The organism is Myxococcus sp. SDU36, from assembly GCF_030168875.1.
Lineage (GTDB): Bacteria > Myxococcota > Myxococcia > Myxococcales > Myxococcaceae > Myxococcus > Myxococcus vastator.
The window spans coordinates 5,666,104-5,680,336 of record NZ_CP077414.1; the positions used below are offsets into that span (position 1 = coordinate 5,666,104).

At 71.4% G+C, this 14,233-nt stretch carries 15 protein-coding genes; 5 read left to right on the top strand and 10 right to left on the bottom strand.

Annotated elements, in window-relative coordinates; translation table 11 throughout:
• Positions 1 to 14: 14 nt before the first annotated feature.
• Entirely contained in the window at positions 15 to 899 is an 885-nt protein-coding gene (locus tag KGD87_RS22680; RefSeq protein ID WP_284662500.1) for a hypothetical protein, read from the bottom strand.
• A 151-nt stretch (positions 900 to 1,050) separates the two neighbouring features.
• Here KGD87_RS22680 and KGD87_RS22685 point away from each other — a divergent pair, with 151 nt between their 5' ends.
• Complete coding sequence (locus KGD87_RS22685) at positions 1,051 to 1,323, top strand: carboxypeptidase-like regulatory domain-containing protein (RefSeq protein ID WP_284662501.1); 273 nt, start codon at positions 1,051 to 1,053, stop codon at positions 1,321 to 1,323.
• A gap of 349 nt (positions 1,324 to 1,672) precedes the next feature.
• A complete protein-coding gene (locus tag KGD87_RS22690; protein ID WP_284662503.1) occupies positions 1,673 to 2,341 on the top strand; it encodes a bZIP transcription factor in 669 nt (222 codons plus the stop codon).
• A 97-nt stretch (positions 2,342 to 2,438) separates the two neighbouring features.
• Here the strand turns inward: KGD87_RS22690 and KGD87_RS22695 are convergent, their stop codons facing one another.
• The 3 genes from KGD87_RS22695 to KGD87_RS22705 all read right to left on the bottom strand — a co-directional run bounded on the left by KGD87_RS22695 (position 2,439) and on the right by KGD87_RS22705 (position 4,002).
• On the bottom strand, positions 2,439 to 2,795 hold the full coding sequence (locus tag KGD87_RS22695; protein ID WP_284662504.1) for a TipAS antibiotic-recognition domain-containing protein: 357 nt from the start codon (positions 2,793 to 2,795) through the stop codon (positions 2,439 to 2,441).
• Between the two features lie 79 nt (positions 2,796 to 2,874).
• The gene (locus tag KGD87_RS22700) at positions 2,875 to 3,102 is read right to left on the bottom strand and encodes a hypothetical protein (protein WP_163782765.1); all 228 of its coding nucleotides are present in this window, start codon (positions 3,100 to 3,102) and stop codon (positions 2,875 to 2,877) included.
• A gap of 30 nt (positions 3,103 to 3,132) precedes the next feature.
• Positions 3,133 to 4,002, bottom strand: a complete 870-nt coding sequence (locus tag KGD87_RS22705) for a 2-oxo acid dehydrogenase subunit E2 (protein WP_284662505.1) — start codon at positions 4,000 to 4,002, stop codon at positions 3,133 to 3,135.
• 87 nt (positions 4,003 to 4,089) lie between these two features.
• On the opposite strand from KGD87_RS22705, the gene KGD87_RS22710 reads away from it, so the two are divergent.
• Together KGD87_RS22710 and KGD87_RS22715 are read left to right on the top strand one after the other, a co-directional pair.
• Complete coding sequence (locus tag KGD87_RS22710) at positions 4,090 to 5,004, top strand: DUF1684 domain-containing protein (RefSeq protein ID WP_284662506.1); 915 nt, start codon at positions 4,090 to 4,092, stop codon at positions 5,002 to 5,004.
• Positions 5,005 to 5,105: 101 nt separating this feature from the next.
• Positions 5,106 to 6,269 (top strand): PQQ-dependent sugar dehydrogenase, encoded by a 1,164-nt coding sequence (locus tag KGD87_RS22715; protein WP_284662508.1) that lies wholly within the window; start codon positions 5,106 to 5,108, stop codon positions 6,267 to 6,269.
• A 10-nt stretch (positions 6,270 to 6,279) separates the two neighbouring features.
• On the opposite strand, the gene KGD87_RS22720 is transcribed toward KGD87_RS22715, so the two are convergent.
• Positions 6,280 to 7,050 carry an SDR family NAD(P)-dependent oxidoreductase gene (locus tag KGD87_RS22720; protein ID WP_284662509.1) on the bottom strand — a complete coding sequence of 257 codons (771 nt, stop codon included), beginning with the start codon at positions 7,048 to 7,050 and terminating at the stop codon, positions 6,280 to 6,282.
• Positions 7,051 to 7,163: 113 nt separating this feature from the next.
• On the opposite strand from KGD87_RS22720, the gene KGD87_RS22725 reads away from it, so the two are divergent.
• The gene (locus KGD87_RS22725) at positions 7,164 to 8,078 is read left to right on the top strand and encodes a LysR family transcriptional regulator (protein WP_284662511.1); all 915 of its coding nucleotides are present in this window, start codon (positions 7,164 to 7,166) and stop codon (positions 8,076 to 8,078) included.
• A 22-nt stretch (positions 8,079 to 8,100) separates the two neighbouring features.
• On the opposite strand, the gene KGD87_RS22730 is transcribed toward KGD87_RS22725, so the two are convergent.
• The 5 genes from KGD87_RS22730 to KGD87_RS22750 all read right to left on the bottom strand — a co-directional run bounded on the left by KGD87_RS22730 (position 8,101) and on the right by KGD87_RS22750 (position 14,167).
• Entirely contained in the window at positions 8,101 to 9,270 is a 1,170-nt protein-coding gene (locus KGD87_RS22730; protein WP_284662512.1) for a tetratricopeptide repeat protein, read from the bottom strand.
• A 127-nt stretch (positions 9,271 to 9,397) separates the two neighbouring features.
• On the bottom strand, positions 9,398 to 11,635 hold the full coding sequence (locus KGD87_RS22735) for a M56 family metallopeptidase (RefSeq protein ID WP_284662513.1): 2,238 nt from the start codon (positions 11,633 to 11,635) through the stop codon (positions 9,398 to 9,400).
• Positions 11,636 to 11,639: 4 nt separating this feature from the next.
• A complete protein-coding gene (locus tag KGD87_RS22740) occupies positions 11,640 to 12,023 on the bottom strand; it encodes a BlaI/MecI/CopY family transcriptional regulator (RefSeq protein WP_163783338.1) in 384 nt (127 codons plus the stop codon).
• A gap of 127 nt (positions 12,024 to 12,150) precedes the next feature.
• Positions 12,151 to 13,566: a hypothetical protein gene (locus tag KGD87_RS22745; RefSeq protein WP_284662515.1), complete on the bottom strand. Its 1,416-nt coding sequence runs from the start codon at positions 13,564 to 13,566 to the stop codon at positions 12,151 to 12,153.
• Between the two features lie 133 nt (positions 13,567 to 13,699).
• On the bottom strand, positions 13,700 to 14,167 hold the full coding sequence (locus tag KGD87_RS22750) for a hypothetical protein (protein WP_284662516.1): 468 nt from the start codon (positions 14,165 to 14,167) through the stop codon (positions 13,700 to 13,702).
• Between the last annotated feature and the right edge of the window lie 66 nt (positions 14,168 to 14,233).

Genomic DNA, 14,233 nt, shown 5'->3' on the forward strand with positions numbered 1-14,233 from the left:
CTCATACCAACATCTCAGGGGGCGGGGGCCGTGCACGGAAATCCGTCGCAGCCGTGCACATAGAGGGGCCGTCCGAGGAGCCTCCGAGCAGGCGTCCCGGACGGGCGCCTCGCCGGCTCGGACCGGGCCGTCCGGAGGTCCACCACGAAAGCCTGCTCGGCGTCCTGGGCGCAGGCGATCAGCACACGCTCGGGACGCTCGAGCCACCAGAGTCCCTCCGCTTCACACGGCAACTCCACGGGGAGGGGGGTGAGGGTGCGCGCTTCGTAGAAGCGGAGCGAGGCCCCGTCGAGTACGGCGGCGAAGGTGCCCTCCGCTCCCACGGACAGCCGTGCCTCCGCCCCGGATACCGGCGCCTGCCCCAGCACCGCTCCGTCAGGCGCCACCGAGACGAGCTGGCCCTCCGCGTCGAGCGCCAGCACCCCGCTCCCGTGGCTGACGAGCGACACCGGGGAGAAGTCGCCCATGCGCCGGGCCTCGGCCCCGTCGTCGCGCCAGAGCTGTCCGGCCTGCGACCACCAGAGGCGATTCTCCCGGTCGAAGGTGACGGCGCGGACGCCCGCCAGGGGGAACCGCCGGGAGCCCTCCGGCAGGGTGCAGACCGCCATGGCCTGAGCGCCATAGACGGCGGCGCGCGAGGCATCCGGCGAGACGGCCCAGCCCAGCAGGGGGCGCTGCAGGTGACGGGCGAGGCAGTGGTTCAGCGCGCCGAAGTGCGGATCCGACGTGGGCGCGGAGATGAGGTAGGGCAGGCTGGTGGTGGCGACGTAGACGAGCAGCCCGAGCGCGGCGGCGGTGGCCACGGTGAGCGGCCAGGGACCGGCTCGGCGCAGGCGGGCCTCCTTGGCGGAAGCGCGCGCCGCCTTGCCCCCTGACACCGGACTCTCCCGTCCACTCACGGCGGCTCCTCGCGGCGGCGTTCCCGACCTTGCCGGGTGGTGGTGTCAACAGCGGCCCGGCGCCACGTCCCCGTTCGTTTCCCCACGACAGCACAGAACGGGGCCGAAGGGTGGCCGTGTCACGCTGTTCTGGAGGGGAGACAACACCCGCATGGTGAGGGAGAAGGCGCCGCGAATCGTGGGCGTCGCCCTGGCCGCGTTGCTGACGGCCGGTGCGGCGGAGAATCCACGGAGTGCCATTCTGGGCACGGTCATGGATGCCCGTCCCGGAAGCCCGTCCGCGCCAGACGCGGCTGAACACATCGCCGTGAGCCAGCCCGAAGGAAGGTATCGGATTCCCGACCTGCCCCCGGGCGACTACACGCACCGCTTCGAGCGCGAGCTGTACGGGACCCTGTCGGGACATTTGTGGCGGCGGCGCTGAGAGGCCCGTGAGGAGGACTCGACAGGAGCATCCTGACGCCAACGCTCCCGACATGCGGCCATCCTCCTGGCTGTTCGCCTGTTCCCGCGCTTGCCGCCTCGCTCCCGGACCTCACCTTTGCGAGGCAAAGAGAAAGGAACCGACCATGCGACGCGCCATCACCCATGCCGCCCTGAGCTTCAGCCTTCTTACGTCGTCGGCTGGGCTCGCCCAGTCAGCAGGCGGTGGCTCGGCCGGAGGCACGGCGTCCGACGAAACTCCAGGCCCCATCCCGCCACAGGGAGCCTCTGAACCGGGCAACTTCACTCCGCCAACGCAGTTGGCTCCCGATGATTTGGGACGAAGCTCGATGGACTCGATTGAGACCAACACCGGCGCGGAGCCCGTTGCCGCGCCACCCGCGGGCGCGACGCGCGGGTACCCCCCACAGCCGGGTATCGGTGGCAGCGGTCAGCCCGAGACACCCGCGAACGCCGCCAGCGGCAGCACGATGGGACCGCAGTCCCCCGCGTCGAACCAGGGCAGCCCGACAGGTGGCAGTGAAGCACCGACTGGCGCGACCACGGGCGGCGCGGTCAGCGGCGGCGCAACGGACACGCAGGAAGCCAGCGGCGCGCGGCCCGAGAACCTTGAGCAAGAGGTCGCGCGGCTCCGCGACCAGGTCCAGCGGCTCGAAGCCGAGGTGGACACATTGCGGCGCGATGGCACGGGCACGGGCGGCGCAGGGACGCAGGCCACTGCGTCCGACGCGGACACGGACTCCACGGTGCTGGCCAGCGTCGTCATGCAAGGGCGGGTGGCCTCCGTCGGGGAAGACCGCGTCGTGGTCCGCGACGCGGAGTCCGGAGACACCTTCAACCTGTTCGTCACCAACACCACCCGCATCAGCGCCAACGGCAAGCGCGTCTCACCGAAACAGCTCTCCGCGGGCACGCCCGTGCAGGCCGCGTTCAACTACATCGCGGACGGTGACACCTACGCCACGCAGATTCAGGCCTATCCCGGCCGCAGGCGCTGAGGCCTCGCGCATCCACGCCTCGCGTCCGGTGACACGGCGCCCCAGCGACATGCCTGGAGCGCCGTGACTGAATCCAGCGACGACGAAGCAGGCGGCCTCACCACGGCGACGCCGGCCCCTCCAGACTGGCCATGGCCTTGCCGATGTAGGCGAAGAGCGCGGGGTCCAACCCGTGCTTCGCCGCGACCTCGGGCTCCTGCTGATGCGTCGCGTTCAGCGCCCCTTCGATGCCAGGGGCGCCCCCCGTGAACGCCTTCAGCAGCTCCCGCCAGCGCAAGGCCAGCGAGCGCACCGGCTCGCGCGTGGGGTCCGTGCCCTGGTCCATCTCCGCGCGGACGCGGGCGATGAGCTGGGGCCACTCGGCCTCGACCTGGCGGATGGCCTCCTCGCCCAGGGCCTCGCGGCGGGCCTTCAACTGCTGGAGCTGCTCCGGCGTGTAGTGCTTCTCGAACATGATTCACACCTCATCCCGCCACGGCAGTGTGGCGTGATGAGGTGGGTACGGCCTCACGCGGCGTGAGGCTCAAGCGGATTCAGCGCTCATCATCCGGAGCGCCACCCGCCAGCTTCCGCAGCTTCGCGGCGAACGGGCTCTCCTCTCCAGCCCGCAGCGAGCCGCCCGCCATCCGCTGCCGCCGCGTCATCGCGAGGCCGCCCTCCGCGGGGCCTTCCAGCGACTCCTTCTCGAAGCGGTCCTGCCCACCGAGCGCGCGGCCCACGGGGCGCGATGCGATGACACGGCGGTTCGTATCCACGGACATGAAGGCCCCTTTCGAAGCAGCGGCCCGATGCTACCCCACCTCCGCACCGCTCGCAGCCCCGCCCCACGTCCCCTCCGGGTCCTCCAACGCGGCGCCGATGTCGCGCAGGACACGCGCGGCGTCCTCCACGCCGATGAGCCGGGCGTCCCAGGTGCAGGTGAGCGTCATCACCTGCCCAGGCACCAGCGTGCCCGCGTCCAGCACGGGCTCCGTCCGCACCGAGCCCGGAGCCAACAGGAAGGGCACGCGCGTGTACGGCACCAGGGCCACATAGCCCCGCTCCAGCCCCAGCGAGCCCAGGCTCGTCACCGCCACCGAGCCGAACGGGTCCCACGGCATCCCCACCCAGCGCAGGTCCACGTTCAGCGTGAACCACACGAAGGACAGCAGCCGCAGCGTCAGCCCCATCAAGAAGCCAGGGAGGAGCGAGGAGCGCCGCTTGCCCCGTTCGATGACGGCATCCCGGCGCGCTCGGACCGCCTCGATGCGCGAGGCCATCGTCTCCGCGAAGGCGCCCAGGGACAGCGCGTCCGCGCGGTGCACCGTGGCCGTCGTCAGGTCCGCGCGCCCGGCCTGCGCGGGCTGCACCACCAACACGCAGACGCCGACCTCCTTGCGCCGCCAGGGGCGATTCCAGCGCATCAGGACGTTCGCCTCCGGATGGCGGCGCAGCGCATCCGCGGCGGCCTTGGCCACCAGGTGCGTCACCGTGAGGCGCTGTCCCGTCCGGGCGCGGAAGGCCTCGAGGAAGGCCACCGCCCGCTCCATGCGCACCTCCACCGCCGCATAGGCGCTGGGGTCTCCCGGCGAGCGCCACGTCCCCAGGGCGAGCTTGCGGAAGGCACCGGCCGGAGGTGCGGGTTGAAGGTCGAGGTGCACGGGCAGCGTCCGCCTTCGCACGGAGTCCGGCCCCCTGCAACCGTGCGGAGCCCTGCGCCTGGCCCGCCGCCCTGTTAGACAGGGGCTTTCCTCCCCCGAGGCTCCGACATGACGCCCATCGCCCTGGCCCTGTCTCTCGCCCTCCACGCCGCGCCAGCCGCCCAGCCGGCCCCCCGGAACATGCCCCAGCCCGCCGCGCCCACCGCCGATGACTTGCAGACGTCCACCCGCGCCTGGCACGAGCAGCGCGTCCAGCGGCTCCAGGCGGAGGATGGCTGGCTCACCCTCGTGGGCCTGTTCTGGCTCAAGGAAGGCGTGCAGACAGCGGGCTCCGCACCCGAGAGCGACCTGGACTTCCCCGCGGGGACGCCCGCGAAGCTGGGCACCTTCACGCGGCAGGGCAACACCGCGCGCTTCCAGCCCGCGCCCGGCGTCACCTTCACCCGCGACGGCCAGCCCTTCACGGGCGGCGCGCTCCAGTCGGACGAGAAGGGCACACCGGACGTGCTCAAGCTCGGCGACGTCAGCTTCCAGCTCATCCTCCGAGGCGACAAGCTGGGCGTCCGCGTGAGGGACTCCGGCGCGGCGGCGCGCAAGCAGTTCCAGGGCATCCCCACGTACCCGGCGAGCAACGACTGGCGCATCGAGGCGCGCTTCGAGCCCGCGCAGACGCCTCGCATGTTGAAGGTGCCCAACGTGCTGGGAACCATCGACGAGATGAAGGCCCCCGGCACGCTCGTGTTCACGGTGGCGGGCAAGGAGCACCGGCTGACGCCCGTGGAGGACGGCTCGGGCAAGCTCTTCATCATCTTCGCGGATGAGACGAACCGCGACGCGACCTACGGCGCGGGCCGCTTCCTCTCCGCGGACATGCCTACTGGCGGGCGCGTCGTGCTCGACTTCAACCGCGCCTACAATCCGCCCTGCGCATTCACGAAGTTCGCCACCTGCCCGCTGCCTCCGCGCGGCAACCGGCTCGCCACGCGCGTGGAGGCTGGCGAGAAACGCTACGCGGACCACTGAGGCCGGGCCTGGAGCAAGCAGCCCGGCACGCGCGTCCGCGCCTGGACGCTCCGTGCCCGGGGGGCTGGCGCATCCGCGGGCTCGCGGACATAAATCCAACCATGCGCGCCTCTTTGACGCTCCTCCCCGCTCTCGTGGTGCTCGCCCTGTCCGCCTCCGGCTGCCGCAAGAGCCAGGCGCAAGGCACCGCGTCTCCCCAGGACTGCATCCGCGTGGAGGACGACTGGGGCGCCGACGGCACCGTGCCCTTCAACGTCGAGGTGGTGGCGCGGGGCCTGGAGACGCCGTGGGGCATCGCGTGGCTCCCTGGAGGCGACGCGCTCGTCACCGAGCGCCCGGGCCGCATCCGCCTGCTCAAGGACGGCGTCCTCCAACCCCAGCCCGTGGCGACGGTCCCCGTCGCGGACGCCGCGGAGGGCGGGCTGCTCGGCATCGCGGCCCACCCGGACTTCGCGAGCAACCGCCAGTTCTACATCTACGTCACCACGGACGCGGGTGGCACCGAGGAGAACCGCATCGAGCGATGGACGCTGTCGGAGGACCACGCCACGGCGACGCACGAGCGCGTCATCTTCGGCGGCATCGCCTCCGCCACGTACCACGACGGCGGACGCCTGCGCTTCGGCTCGGACGGCATGTTGTACGCGGGCACCGGCGACGCGAGAGACCCGGACCGCTCGCAGGACGCGAGCGACCCGGCCGGGAAGCTGCTGCGCCTCACGCCGGAGGGCGCGGTGCCCCAGGACAATCCCATCCCTGGCTCGCCCGCGTTCCTCACCGGCATCCGCAACCTCCAGGCCTTCGACTGGCGCGACGCCTCCACGCTGTACATCGTGGACCACGGCCCCAGCGGTGAGACGCTGCGCCGAGGCCACGACGAGGTCAGCGTCGCCCGCCGCGGTGACAACCTGGGCTGGCCCGGCATCTACTCGTGCGAGACGCGCGAGGGGCAAATCACCCCGTCCATCACCTACAAGGACGCCCTGCCCCCGGGCGGCGCCGCCATCTACACCGGGACGGCCATCCCCGAATGGGAGGGCTCGCTGCTCATCGGCACGCTGGGCTCACGCCACCTCCAGCGCGTGGAGTTCGCGCCGGATTCGAGCCGCGTGGCCAGACACGAGGTGTACCTGCGCGACACCCATGGCCGACTGCGCGAGGTCATCATGGGGCCGGATTGCCACCTCTACGTCACCACCAGCAACTGCGACGGACGCGGTGACTGCGGGCCGGACAAGGACGTCATCCTCCGCTTGAAGCGCTGAGCGCGCGCCGTCAGAGCATCATCCCGCCCGAGGCCTCGATGCGCTGGCCCGTCACCCACGCGCTCTCCGGCGACAGCAGCATGGCGGCGGCCTCCCCGATGTCGTCGGGCTGCCCCACACGGCCGAGCGCGACCTGGGCGGCCAGGCTCCTGTTCAGCTCCAGGTTGTCCCGGACGACGCCGCCCCCGAAGTCCGTCGCCGTCGCGCCCGGCGCGAGCACGTTGACGGAGATTCGCCGGGGCCCCAGCTCCTTCGCCAGGTAGCGGGTGAGCGCCTCCACGCCCGCCTTCATGGTCGCGTAGGCGGCGTAGCCGGGGAAGGTGAAGCGCGAGAGCCCGGTGGAGATGTTCAGGATGCGCCCGCCATCCGCCAGCACCGGCAACAGCCGCTGCGTGAGGAAGAACGCTCCCTTGAGGTGGACGTTCATCAGCGCGTCGAACTGGGCCTCGGTCGTCTCCGCGAAGCTGACGTGGATGCCCATGCCCGCGTTGTTCACCAGGAAGTCCAGGCGCTCGCGCCCGAAGTGACGGCCCAGCTCCGTCCGCACCGCCTCCACGAAGGCGCCGAAGCCTCGCGTGTCCCCTACGTCGAGCGAAAGCGCCACCGCCTTGCCGCCCGCCGCTTCAATCTGCTTCACGACCTCCGCCGCCTCCTCCACGCCGGTGCGATACGTCAGGATGATGCCGGTGCCCCGGGCCGCCAGCTTGAGCGCCATGCTCCGCCCCAGTCCACGGCTGCCCCCCGTGATGAGTGCCACGGGCATGTTCTTCGAGGTGCTCATGTCCAGTCCTTTCAGGTGACGCGGCGGTGCGCCGCACCTGTCCATGAATAGTGAGCCGTGAGTGGATTGAGAAAGCGGCTGCGCTCCGACACACTGTTTCGATTGGAGAAACAATGAGCCTGGACCTCGATTCGCTGAAGATATTCGTGAAGGTGGCCGAGCTCGGCAACTTCACGCGCGCGGGGGAGCACCTGGGCATGCCCAAGGCGCGGGTGTCGCTGCGGCTGAAGGCGCTCGAGACGGAGCTCGGCTGCCAGCTCTTCCAGCGCTCGACGCGCGTCGTGCGGCTCACGCCGGATGGGGAGGAGCTGCTGCCTCGGGCGCGGCGGCTGGTGCAGGAGGCGGATGAGCTCGGCGCGTTGTTCCAGGCGGCCAGGGGCTTGCGCGGGCGCGTGCGCATCGACCTGCCCGTCAACATCGCGCGCGAGCTCATCCTCCCGCGTCTGCCGGAGCTGCTCGCGCGGCATCCCCACCTGGAGGTCCTCATCAACACGACGGACCGGCGCACCGAGCCCTTCCGGGAGGGCTTCGACTGCGTGCTGCGCGTGGGCTCCCAGGGGGACTCGGAGCTGGTGGGGCGCAAGCTCGGCGTCCTGCGGATGATGAACTACGCCAGCCTCGCGTACCTGAGGAAGTACGGCACGCCGCGCAAGCTGGAGGACCTGGACCGGCACCTCGTCGTCCACTACTCCCCGGGGCTCGGCGCGGAGACGCCCTCCTTCGAATACCCGCACGAAGGCGGCTACCGCGAGTGGCCGATGCGCGGCATGGTGACGGTCAGCAGCGTCGACGCCTACGTCGCGGCGTGCCGGGCGGGGCTCGGCATCATCCAGATTCCAAGGCGCAGGTCGCGTCCCGAGGTGGGCGAAGGCGAGCTCGTCGAGGTCCTGCCGGAGCTCACCTGCATGCCCATGCCCGTTTCGCTCCTGCACACCTATGGCAGGAGCCTGCCGCGCCGGGTGCGCGTGGTGATGAACTGGCTCACCGAGCAGCTCACGAACTCCTTCGAGCCGCACGAGGAGGGCTGACGCCCGCCCGCCCGCCCGTGCCTCAGGCGCCGAGCTGCTTCAACAGCTGCTCGGCCTGTGCGCGCACTTCCTGGGCGCCCAGCGCCAGCGCCTGCTTCGCGTGGCGCGCGGAGAGCTCCTTGTCCGAGGGGAAGGTGCCCAGGGCCATGTTGAGGTGCGTGCCCGCGTCGTTCGGGTGCGCGCCCAGCACGGGCGCCAGCAAGGCGGCGACTCGCGCGTGCCCGTTGTCCTGCATCAGCACCACCGCGAGGTCATTGGTGGGGCCGGGGTCCGTCGGAACCGTGGCCACGGCCGCCTCCAGCAGCGTCACCGCCTCGGCGCGCTCGCCCAGGGCGAGGTGCATCTGCGCCAGCGCGTGCTGGGCCTGCCAGCTCCCGGGCGCCTGCCGCAGCACCTCCGCGAAGACGTCCTTGGCCTCGGCGAAGGCGCCGGCGCTCATCGTCGCCAGGCCGTGCAGGTAGAGATAGGTGGTGCTGGAAGGGTCCAGCTTGCGCAGCTCCAGGGCCGCGCGTTTGGCGCCCTCCGAGCTTCCGGCGGACAGGTACAGCTTGAAGAGGTCCTCCAGCACCGCGCGGTGGAGCCCACCCCGGGCCTTCTCCAGCGCCTGCGTTGCGGCCTGGATGGCCAGGCCGAGCTGGCCACAAGCGGCATGGGCCCGCGACAACATCAGCAGCGGCATGGCCTCCTGCGGCGCGCCCTCGGCGGCCCGCAGGAAGTGAGACACCGCGCCATCCGGCTCGTTCTGCTGGAGGCGGATGCGTCCCAGTTCGAAGTGGACGTGGGTGCTGCCGGGTGAAAGCTGGAGCACGGACTCGAAGGCGGCGCGCGCGCCCGCCAGGTCCCCGCGCTCGAACAGCAGCGAGCCCAGGTTGAAGCGCTCGAAGTAGCCCGCGGTGGGCGCGGCGGCCAGCGCCTTGAGGGACTCCAGCGCCTCCGGATTGCCCGCCTGCGCGCGCAGCATGGCGAGGTGCGCCTGCCCCTCCGTGTGGTCCGGCTTCGCCTTCAGCAGGCGGAGCACCGCGGCTTCCGCGTCCGCCGCCGCGCCGGTGCTCAGGTGCACTCGAACCAGGCCCAGGAGGCAATCCACGTCGTTCGGATCAATGGAGAGCCCCTTCTGGAAGCTCTTCACCGCGTCCTGGGTCTGTCCCGTTTGAAGGAAGCGACCCCCTTCCTGAGCATGCGTCGAAGCCATGTATCAGGGTCTACCACGGGGTGCCGAGTCCCGGCAGTTCACGGAGCCACTTGCCCGTGTGGCCCTCGCCTCGAAGTGCGAGGGATGAGACCTCGGCGGGAGGTATCGAGGACCCACCCCGGGTGCCTCAGGTGGGCAGCGGCTGGCCCAGGCCCTTGCGCAGCGCTTCGTCGATGAGGCCCTGCACCTTCGTCTCCGCCTCCTTCATGCGAGACAGGTGCTGCTCGCTCAACTTGGACTGCTCCAGGTGCAGGGCGTGCTGCTTCTCGCTGAGCTGGTGCTGCTCCTTGCTCAGGAGGGATTGCTTCTCGGCCAGTCCCGCCATCTTCGTCTCCAGGGCCTTCATCTCCTCCTCCAGCTCGCGGTCCTGCTTCTTCAGCTCGGAGCGGCGGCGCTCGCGCTCGGCTTCGGGCAGGGCGTCCAGACGCGACTCCTCCAGGTGGAGCCCGGACTGCTTGTAGGCCAGGTCACCCAGCTTGCGTCCCAGCCCGCCCTGCTCGTGGCCCAGGGCGCCCTGCTGCTGGCCGAGCACCGCCTGCTGCTGGCCCAGGGCGCCCTGCTTCTCTCCCAGCGCGCGCTGCGCCTTGCCCAGCTCGCGGGTGGAGGAGAGCGCCTCGCGAACGGACTTCAGCGTGGCCGCGTCGCGGATGATGAACGCCTCGCCCTTGCGGCGGACGAAGAGAATCGCTTTGTCCTTTTGCTTGAAGGTGCGCGCCAGCTCCAGGTCGACCGTGCTGCCGTTCATCATCGCCATGCCGTCCGTGAGCAGCACGTAGCCGCTGTCCGGGTCGCCAGGAGGCGGCGGCGCGGGTGGAGTCGGAGGCATCGGCGGAACAGCGGCGATGTGCGGCGAGGTCCTCACGATGTGCCGCTGCGTGACGACGGCAAGGCGCGGAGCAGAAGGCGCTCGCGGCGTCCCGGGAACGGATGGCGGCAGAGCAACGCTGGGCGGCACGGGCGGCACTGGCGGCAACGCAACGGGGCCGGGCGACGCGGGCGGAGCGGGCGGCAACGAAGCGGGACCGGGCGACGCGGACGGCAACGCGGCGGGGCCGGGCGACGCGGGCGGCAACGATGCGGAGCCGGGCGACGCGGCGCCGCGCTGCCCTGACGTCGCCGACTCGGGCGCCAGGCGAGGTGTCTCCCCCGCTTCCCGTGCAACGACCTGGAAGGGCACCAGCGCGGCGACGCCCATGGCGGAGAGCGCCACCCTCAACAGGCGCCGGATTCGAGGGGAAACGGCATCGACGTGCTCCAGCATGCTCAACCTCCTGTGCAACGCATCAACGTGAGAGGACGCACCCAGCGCAGCGGCAGTGCCGGGAGTCCTGGCGATTCCAAAGGCGAGAATCAGCTCGCCGTAGTCCGCGAGCTCCGCATCCGTGAGCCGGATGGCCTCGGCGTCACACGCCTCCTCACGGGCCAGCGCGTACTCGCGAGCCGCCAACCGCGCGAGCGGATGGAAGAAGAAGAGCGACTCCGCCAGCGCGGGCACCCAGCCGAGCCACAAGTCACCGCGCCGCAGGTGCGCCAGCTCGTGCGCCAGCGCCATGCGCAGGGCGGCCACGGGCAACCGTCGCACCGCCTTCTCGGGCAGCACCACCACGGGAGACAGCAGTCCCGTGGCCAGCGGGCTGGCCACCGATTCGGAGACCAGGAGCCCCGGCACGCGCCGCAGCCCCGCGGCCGTGGACAGCTCCCGCACCTCCGCCTCCAGCCCGGGGTGAACCAGCGGGCGCGCGGACTGACGCAGGCGACGCACCGCGAGCCCGCCCTTCACCTGGCCATACACCTGCCACAGCACGCCAGCGCCCCACAGGACCAGGAGGCCCCCCACGGCGGCGCGGCGCCACGGGAAGGGACCACCAGACTCGGCCACCATGCCCGCATCAACAGCACCGGTCGGAAGCTCCCGGATGACGCCACTTTGCGCGGCCTCCGCCCCAGGCGTCGCGAAGGTCGTGCGCTCCCACGATGAGCCATCCCTCCGCGGAGAAGGCACGGGCCCGTGCACGGCCGCGCCCTCCACAGTCACCTGCCCCTGTGCGTCCACCGCCCCAGGCGCCATGACACGCGCCACCGTCTCCCGCGCGGAGGCCCCGCTCCACCAGGCCTCCACCCGCGCCCCGCCAGCAGCCACCGACGCGGGCAGCACCGGCAACGCGAGGGAAGGCAGCCACCCCAGCGCCACCACGAACTTCAGCGCCACCAGCCACCAGAGCCCCGCGCGCAGCGACGCCGGCAGCCTCGGCCACGTCCTCGCCACCGCCCACACCAGCACGGCGCAGAGCGCCCCCTGCCACGACGCCCGCCACAGCCCCGACGACGCCCACGCCCCTCCGTGCGACAGCCAGTCCATGCCCATGTCTCTATCCCTTCCGCTTCTTCGAGCGCAGCCGCGCCACGACGTCCTGGAGCTGCGCCAGGTCCTCGTCGGACACGTCCTTGGCCTCGGACAGGTACGCGGCGAACGGCGACAGCGAGCCCGACAGCGAGCGCTGCACGAAGTCCCCCACCACGTCCCGCAGCAGCTCCGACGCCGGCACGGGTGAGGCGTACTGGAACACGCCCTCCACCTTGCGCCGCGTCAGGTAGCCCTTGAGCCGCAGCCGCTCCATCACGGTGAGGATGGTGGAGCGCGCCAGCCCCTGCGCCTCGCCGAAGCGCTCGGCCACTTCGCCCACGGTCGCCGGGCCGTGTTCGGCCACGTACCGCAGCACCAACAGCTCCTGCTCTCCCACCGGCTTCTTCATGGACCTTCCCGTGACGACAACTGTAGTCACGAAGAAGGTACGACTGACTACAATCGTAGTCAAGCCGGACGAAAAGACAGCGGCGGCAGGCCCATCAAGGCCCGTCCGCCGCTCGCGTCACCGCCGTTCAGCGCTGGAAGTCCACGCCGACGCCGGCGCCCGCGGTGACGCCTCGCACGAGCGTGCCGTCCGGCTGTGGGAAATGAACGGTTCCGCCGGAGCCCCAGGCATAGAAGTGGTTGAGGATGCGCTGGCGCAGCTCCACCCCCGCTGAATAACGCGGCCGGTCTCCCAGGCCCGTCAGCACCACGCGCGCCAGCGCTCGCGTCCTGCCGCCCGGCAGCTCGAAGCCAGCGGACACGTCCGCGTCCGTCCTGCCGAAGCCGAAGTACTGCGCCGCCACGCTGCCCAGCAGGAGCAGCTCGTTGGGGTTCCCCTTCGCGACGCTCAGCTCCGCGTAGCCGGCGAAGCCCGACGGCAGCACCTCTTCCGCGATGGGCGTCTCCGACAGACCGACGCCGGAGAAGCGGCCCAGCTCGTAGTCAGGGCCGAACATGCCGAAGCGGAAGCGGCCCCCCTGCTTGCGGCCCTGGGCCGTCACGCTCACCTGCGTGCCACTGGCCAACTGCCCTTCCAAGGCCACGCCCAGCAATCCGCCGAAGGCGGGCGTGTAGGCCTGCGTGAAGCGCGCGCCGCCGCCTAGCAGGGCCCACGCGCGCAGGCGCTCACCCTTGTACAGGGCGATGTCGCCGCCCACCGACGCCAGGGTGAGGTCGGGCGACGTGCCGCCCGCGCGGCCCGCGTCATGCGCGGCGGACAACCGGATGAGGTAGCGGTCGAAGCGCTGCGCGTCGTCACTGGCCATGCGGCCAAGGTCCAGCAGCGCCTCGCCCGCGAAGATGCGCGCGGCGAGCACGTCACTGGCGAGAAGCTCCGCGCGGACCGCGCCCTTCACGAAGGTGAGCGAGCCACCCGCGGGGTGGTAGTCCGGCGCCAGCGTGTTGCTGTAGCGGCCCACGAGATAGCCGCGGCCCAGCGTCTCTTCGGAGAAGGGCTCGACGCGCAGGAAGACGGGACGGCCCTCCTGGCCAATGCGCAGCATGCGCACCACCTGCCCGAAGTCACTCAGCTCATCCCAGTCCTCGCGGCGCATGCCGCCGCTGTAGTCCGCCTCGGCCGTGGGCGCTTCGTCCACCACGCGCAGCCGCAGGTTCGCCCCCAGCCGCAGCACGAAGGTCTCCCCGTGCGTCAGCCCCAGCGAGGGGTAGATGCGCGCGAAGAAGTCCTGCCCCCCGCCGCGAGGCCCCGACGGAAGGCTCAGGCCACCGACCTCCAGCTGTCCGCTGAAGCCGAAGCCCACGCCGCCCGTGCGGGAGCTGCCCGGAGGGGCGGGCTCATCCAGCCGCGCGGCGGAGACGGGGGCACCTTCCCCCCGCGCGCTCGAGGAGACCTCCTCTTCCGAGGACACCTCCTCCACGGTGGAGCTGCCGTCGTACTGCGTGGACACCAGGGCGAGAAGAGCGAAGAGGGGGGCGCCAGTCATCGTCCCCCGACTCTACCTGTCCATGGCGCGAGACGAAGCAGGTGACTGCATCCGCGTGTGGGTGACACTGCGGACCGTCGGCACACGCGCCCCCGTCTGGCGGCAGCGGGAGACGCGCGACCTTCACGCCGCGCTAGCGGCTGCCGTCGACCTCAACCTCGTCGAGCTCCACTTCCTGCGTCTCTACATCGCTGGCGTCGAGCTCCTCGACGTCGGACTTGCCGGAGCCGCCCACGCCCTCCTCACGGGACTCCTCACGCTGCTGGCCACCCAGGAGCGGGCCGTCCTGCACGTCGTACTTCTCACCCTCCGGCGTCGTCACCGAGGTGCCCGCGCCCATGCCGGGGCCACTGCCACCGGTGGCCTCGCCGTCGTAGACGGTGGGCGCGTCCATCCGGTCGCGGCGCTCGTTCTCCGTCACGTCCGCGGCCTCACCGGCGCTGCGGTCATCCCATTCAGAAGACGTGTCCACGGACTCGGGCGCCGTCGTCTCCGTGCCCGAACCACCGGTGGCGCGGTCATCCGCGCGCGTGTTCGCCGAGTTGCTCGAACAACCCCAGAGAGCCAGCGCCGCCACCGCGGCCATGAGAGGAAGCTTCATGGTGAATCCCCCTTGCGTGAGAGAAGTCGTGCTCTCGACAAGGTGGCGTCCCGCGCGGCAGGAACA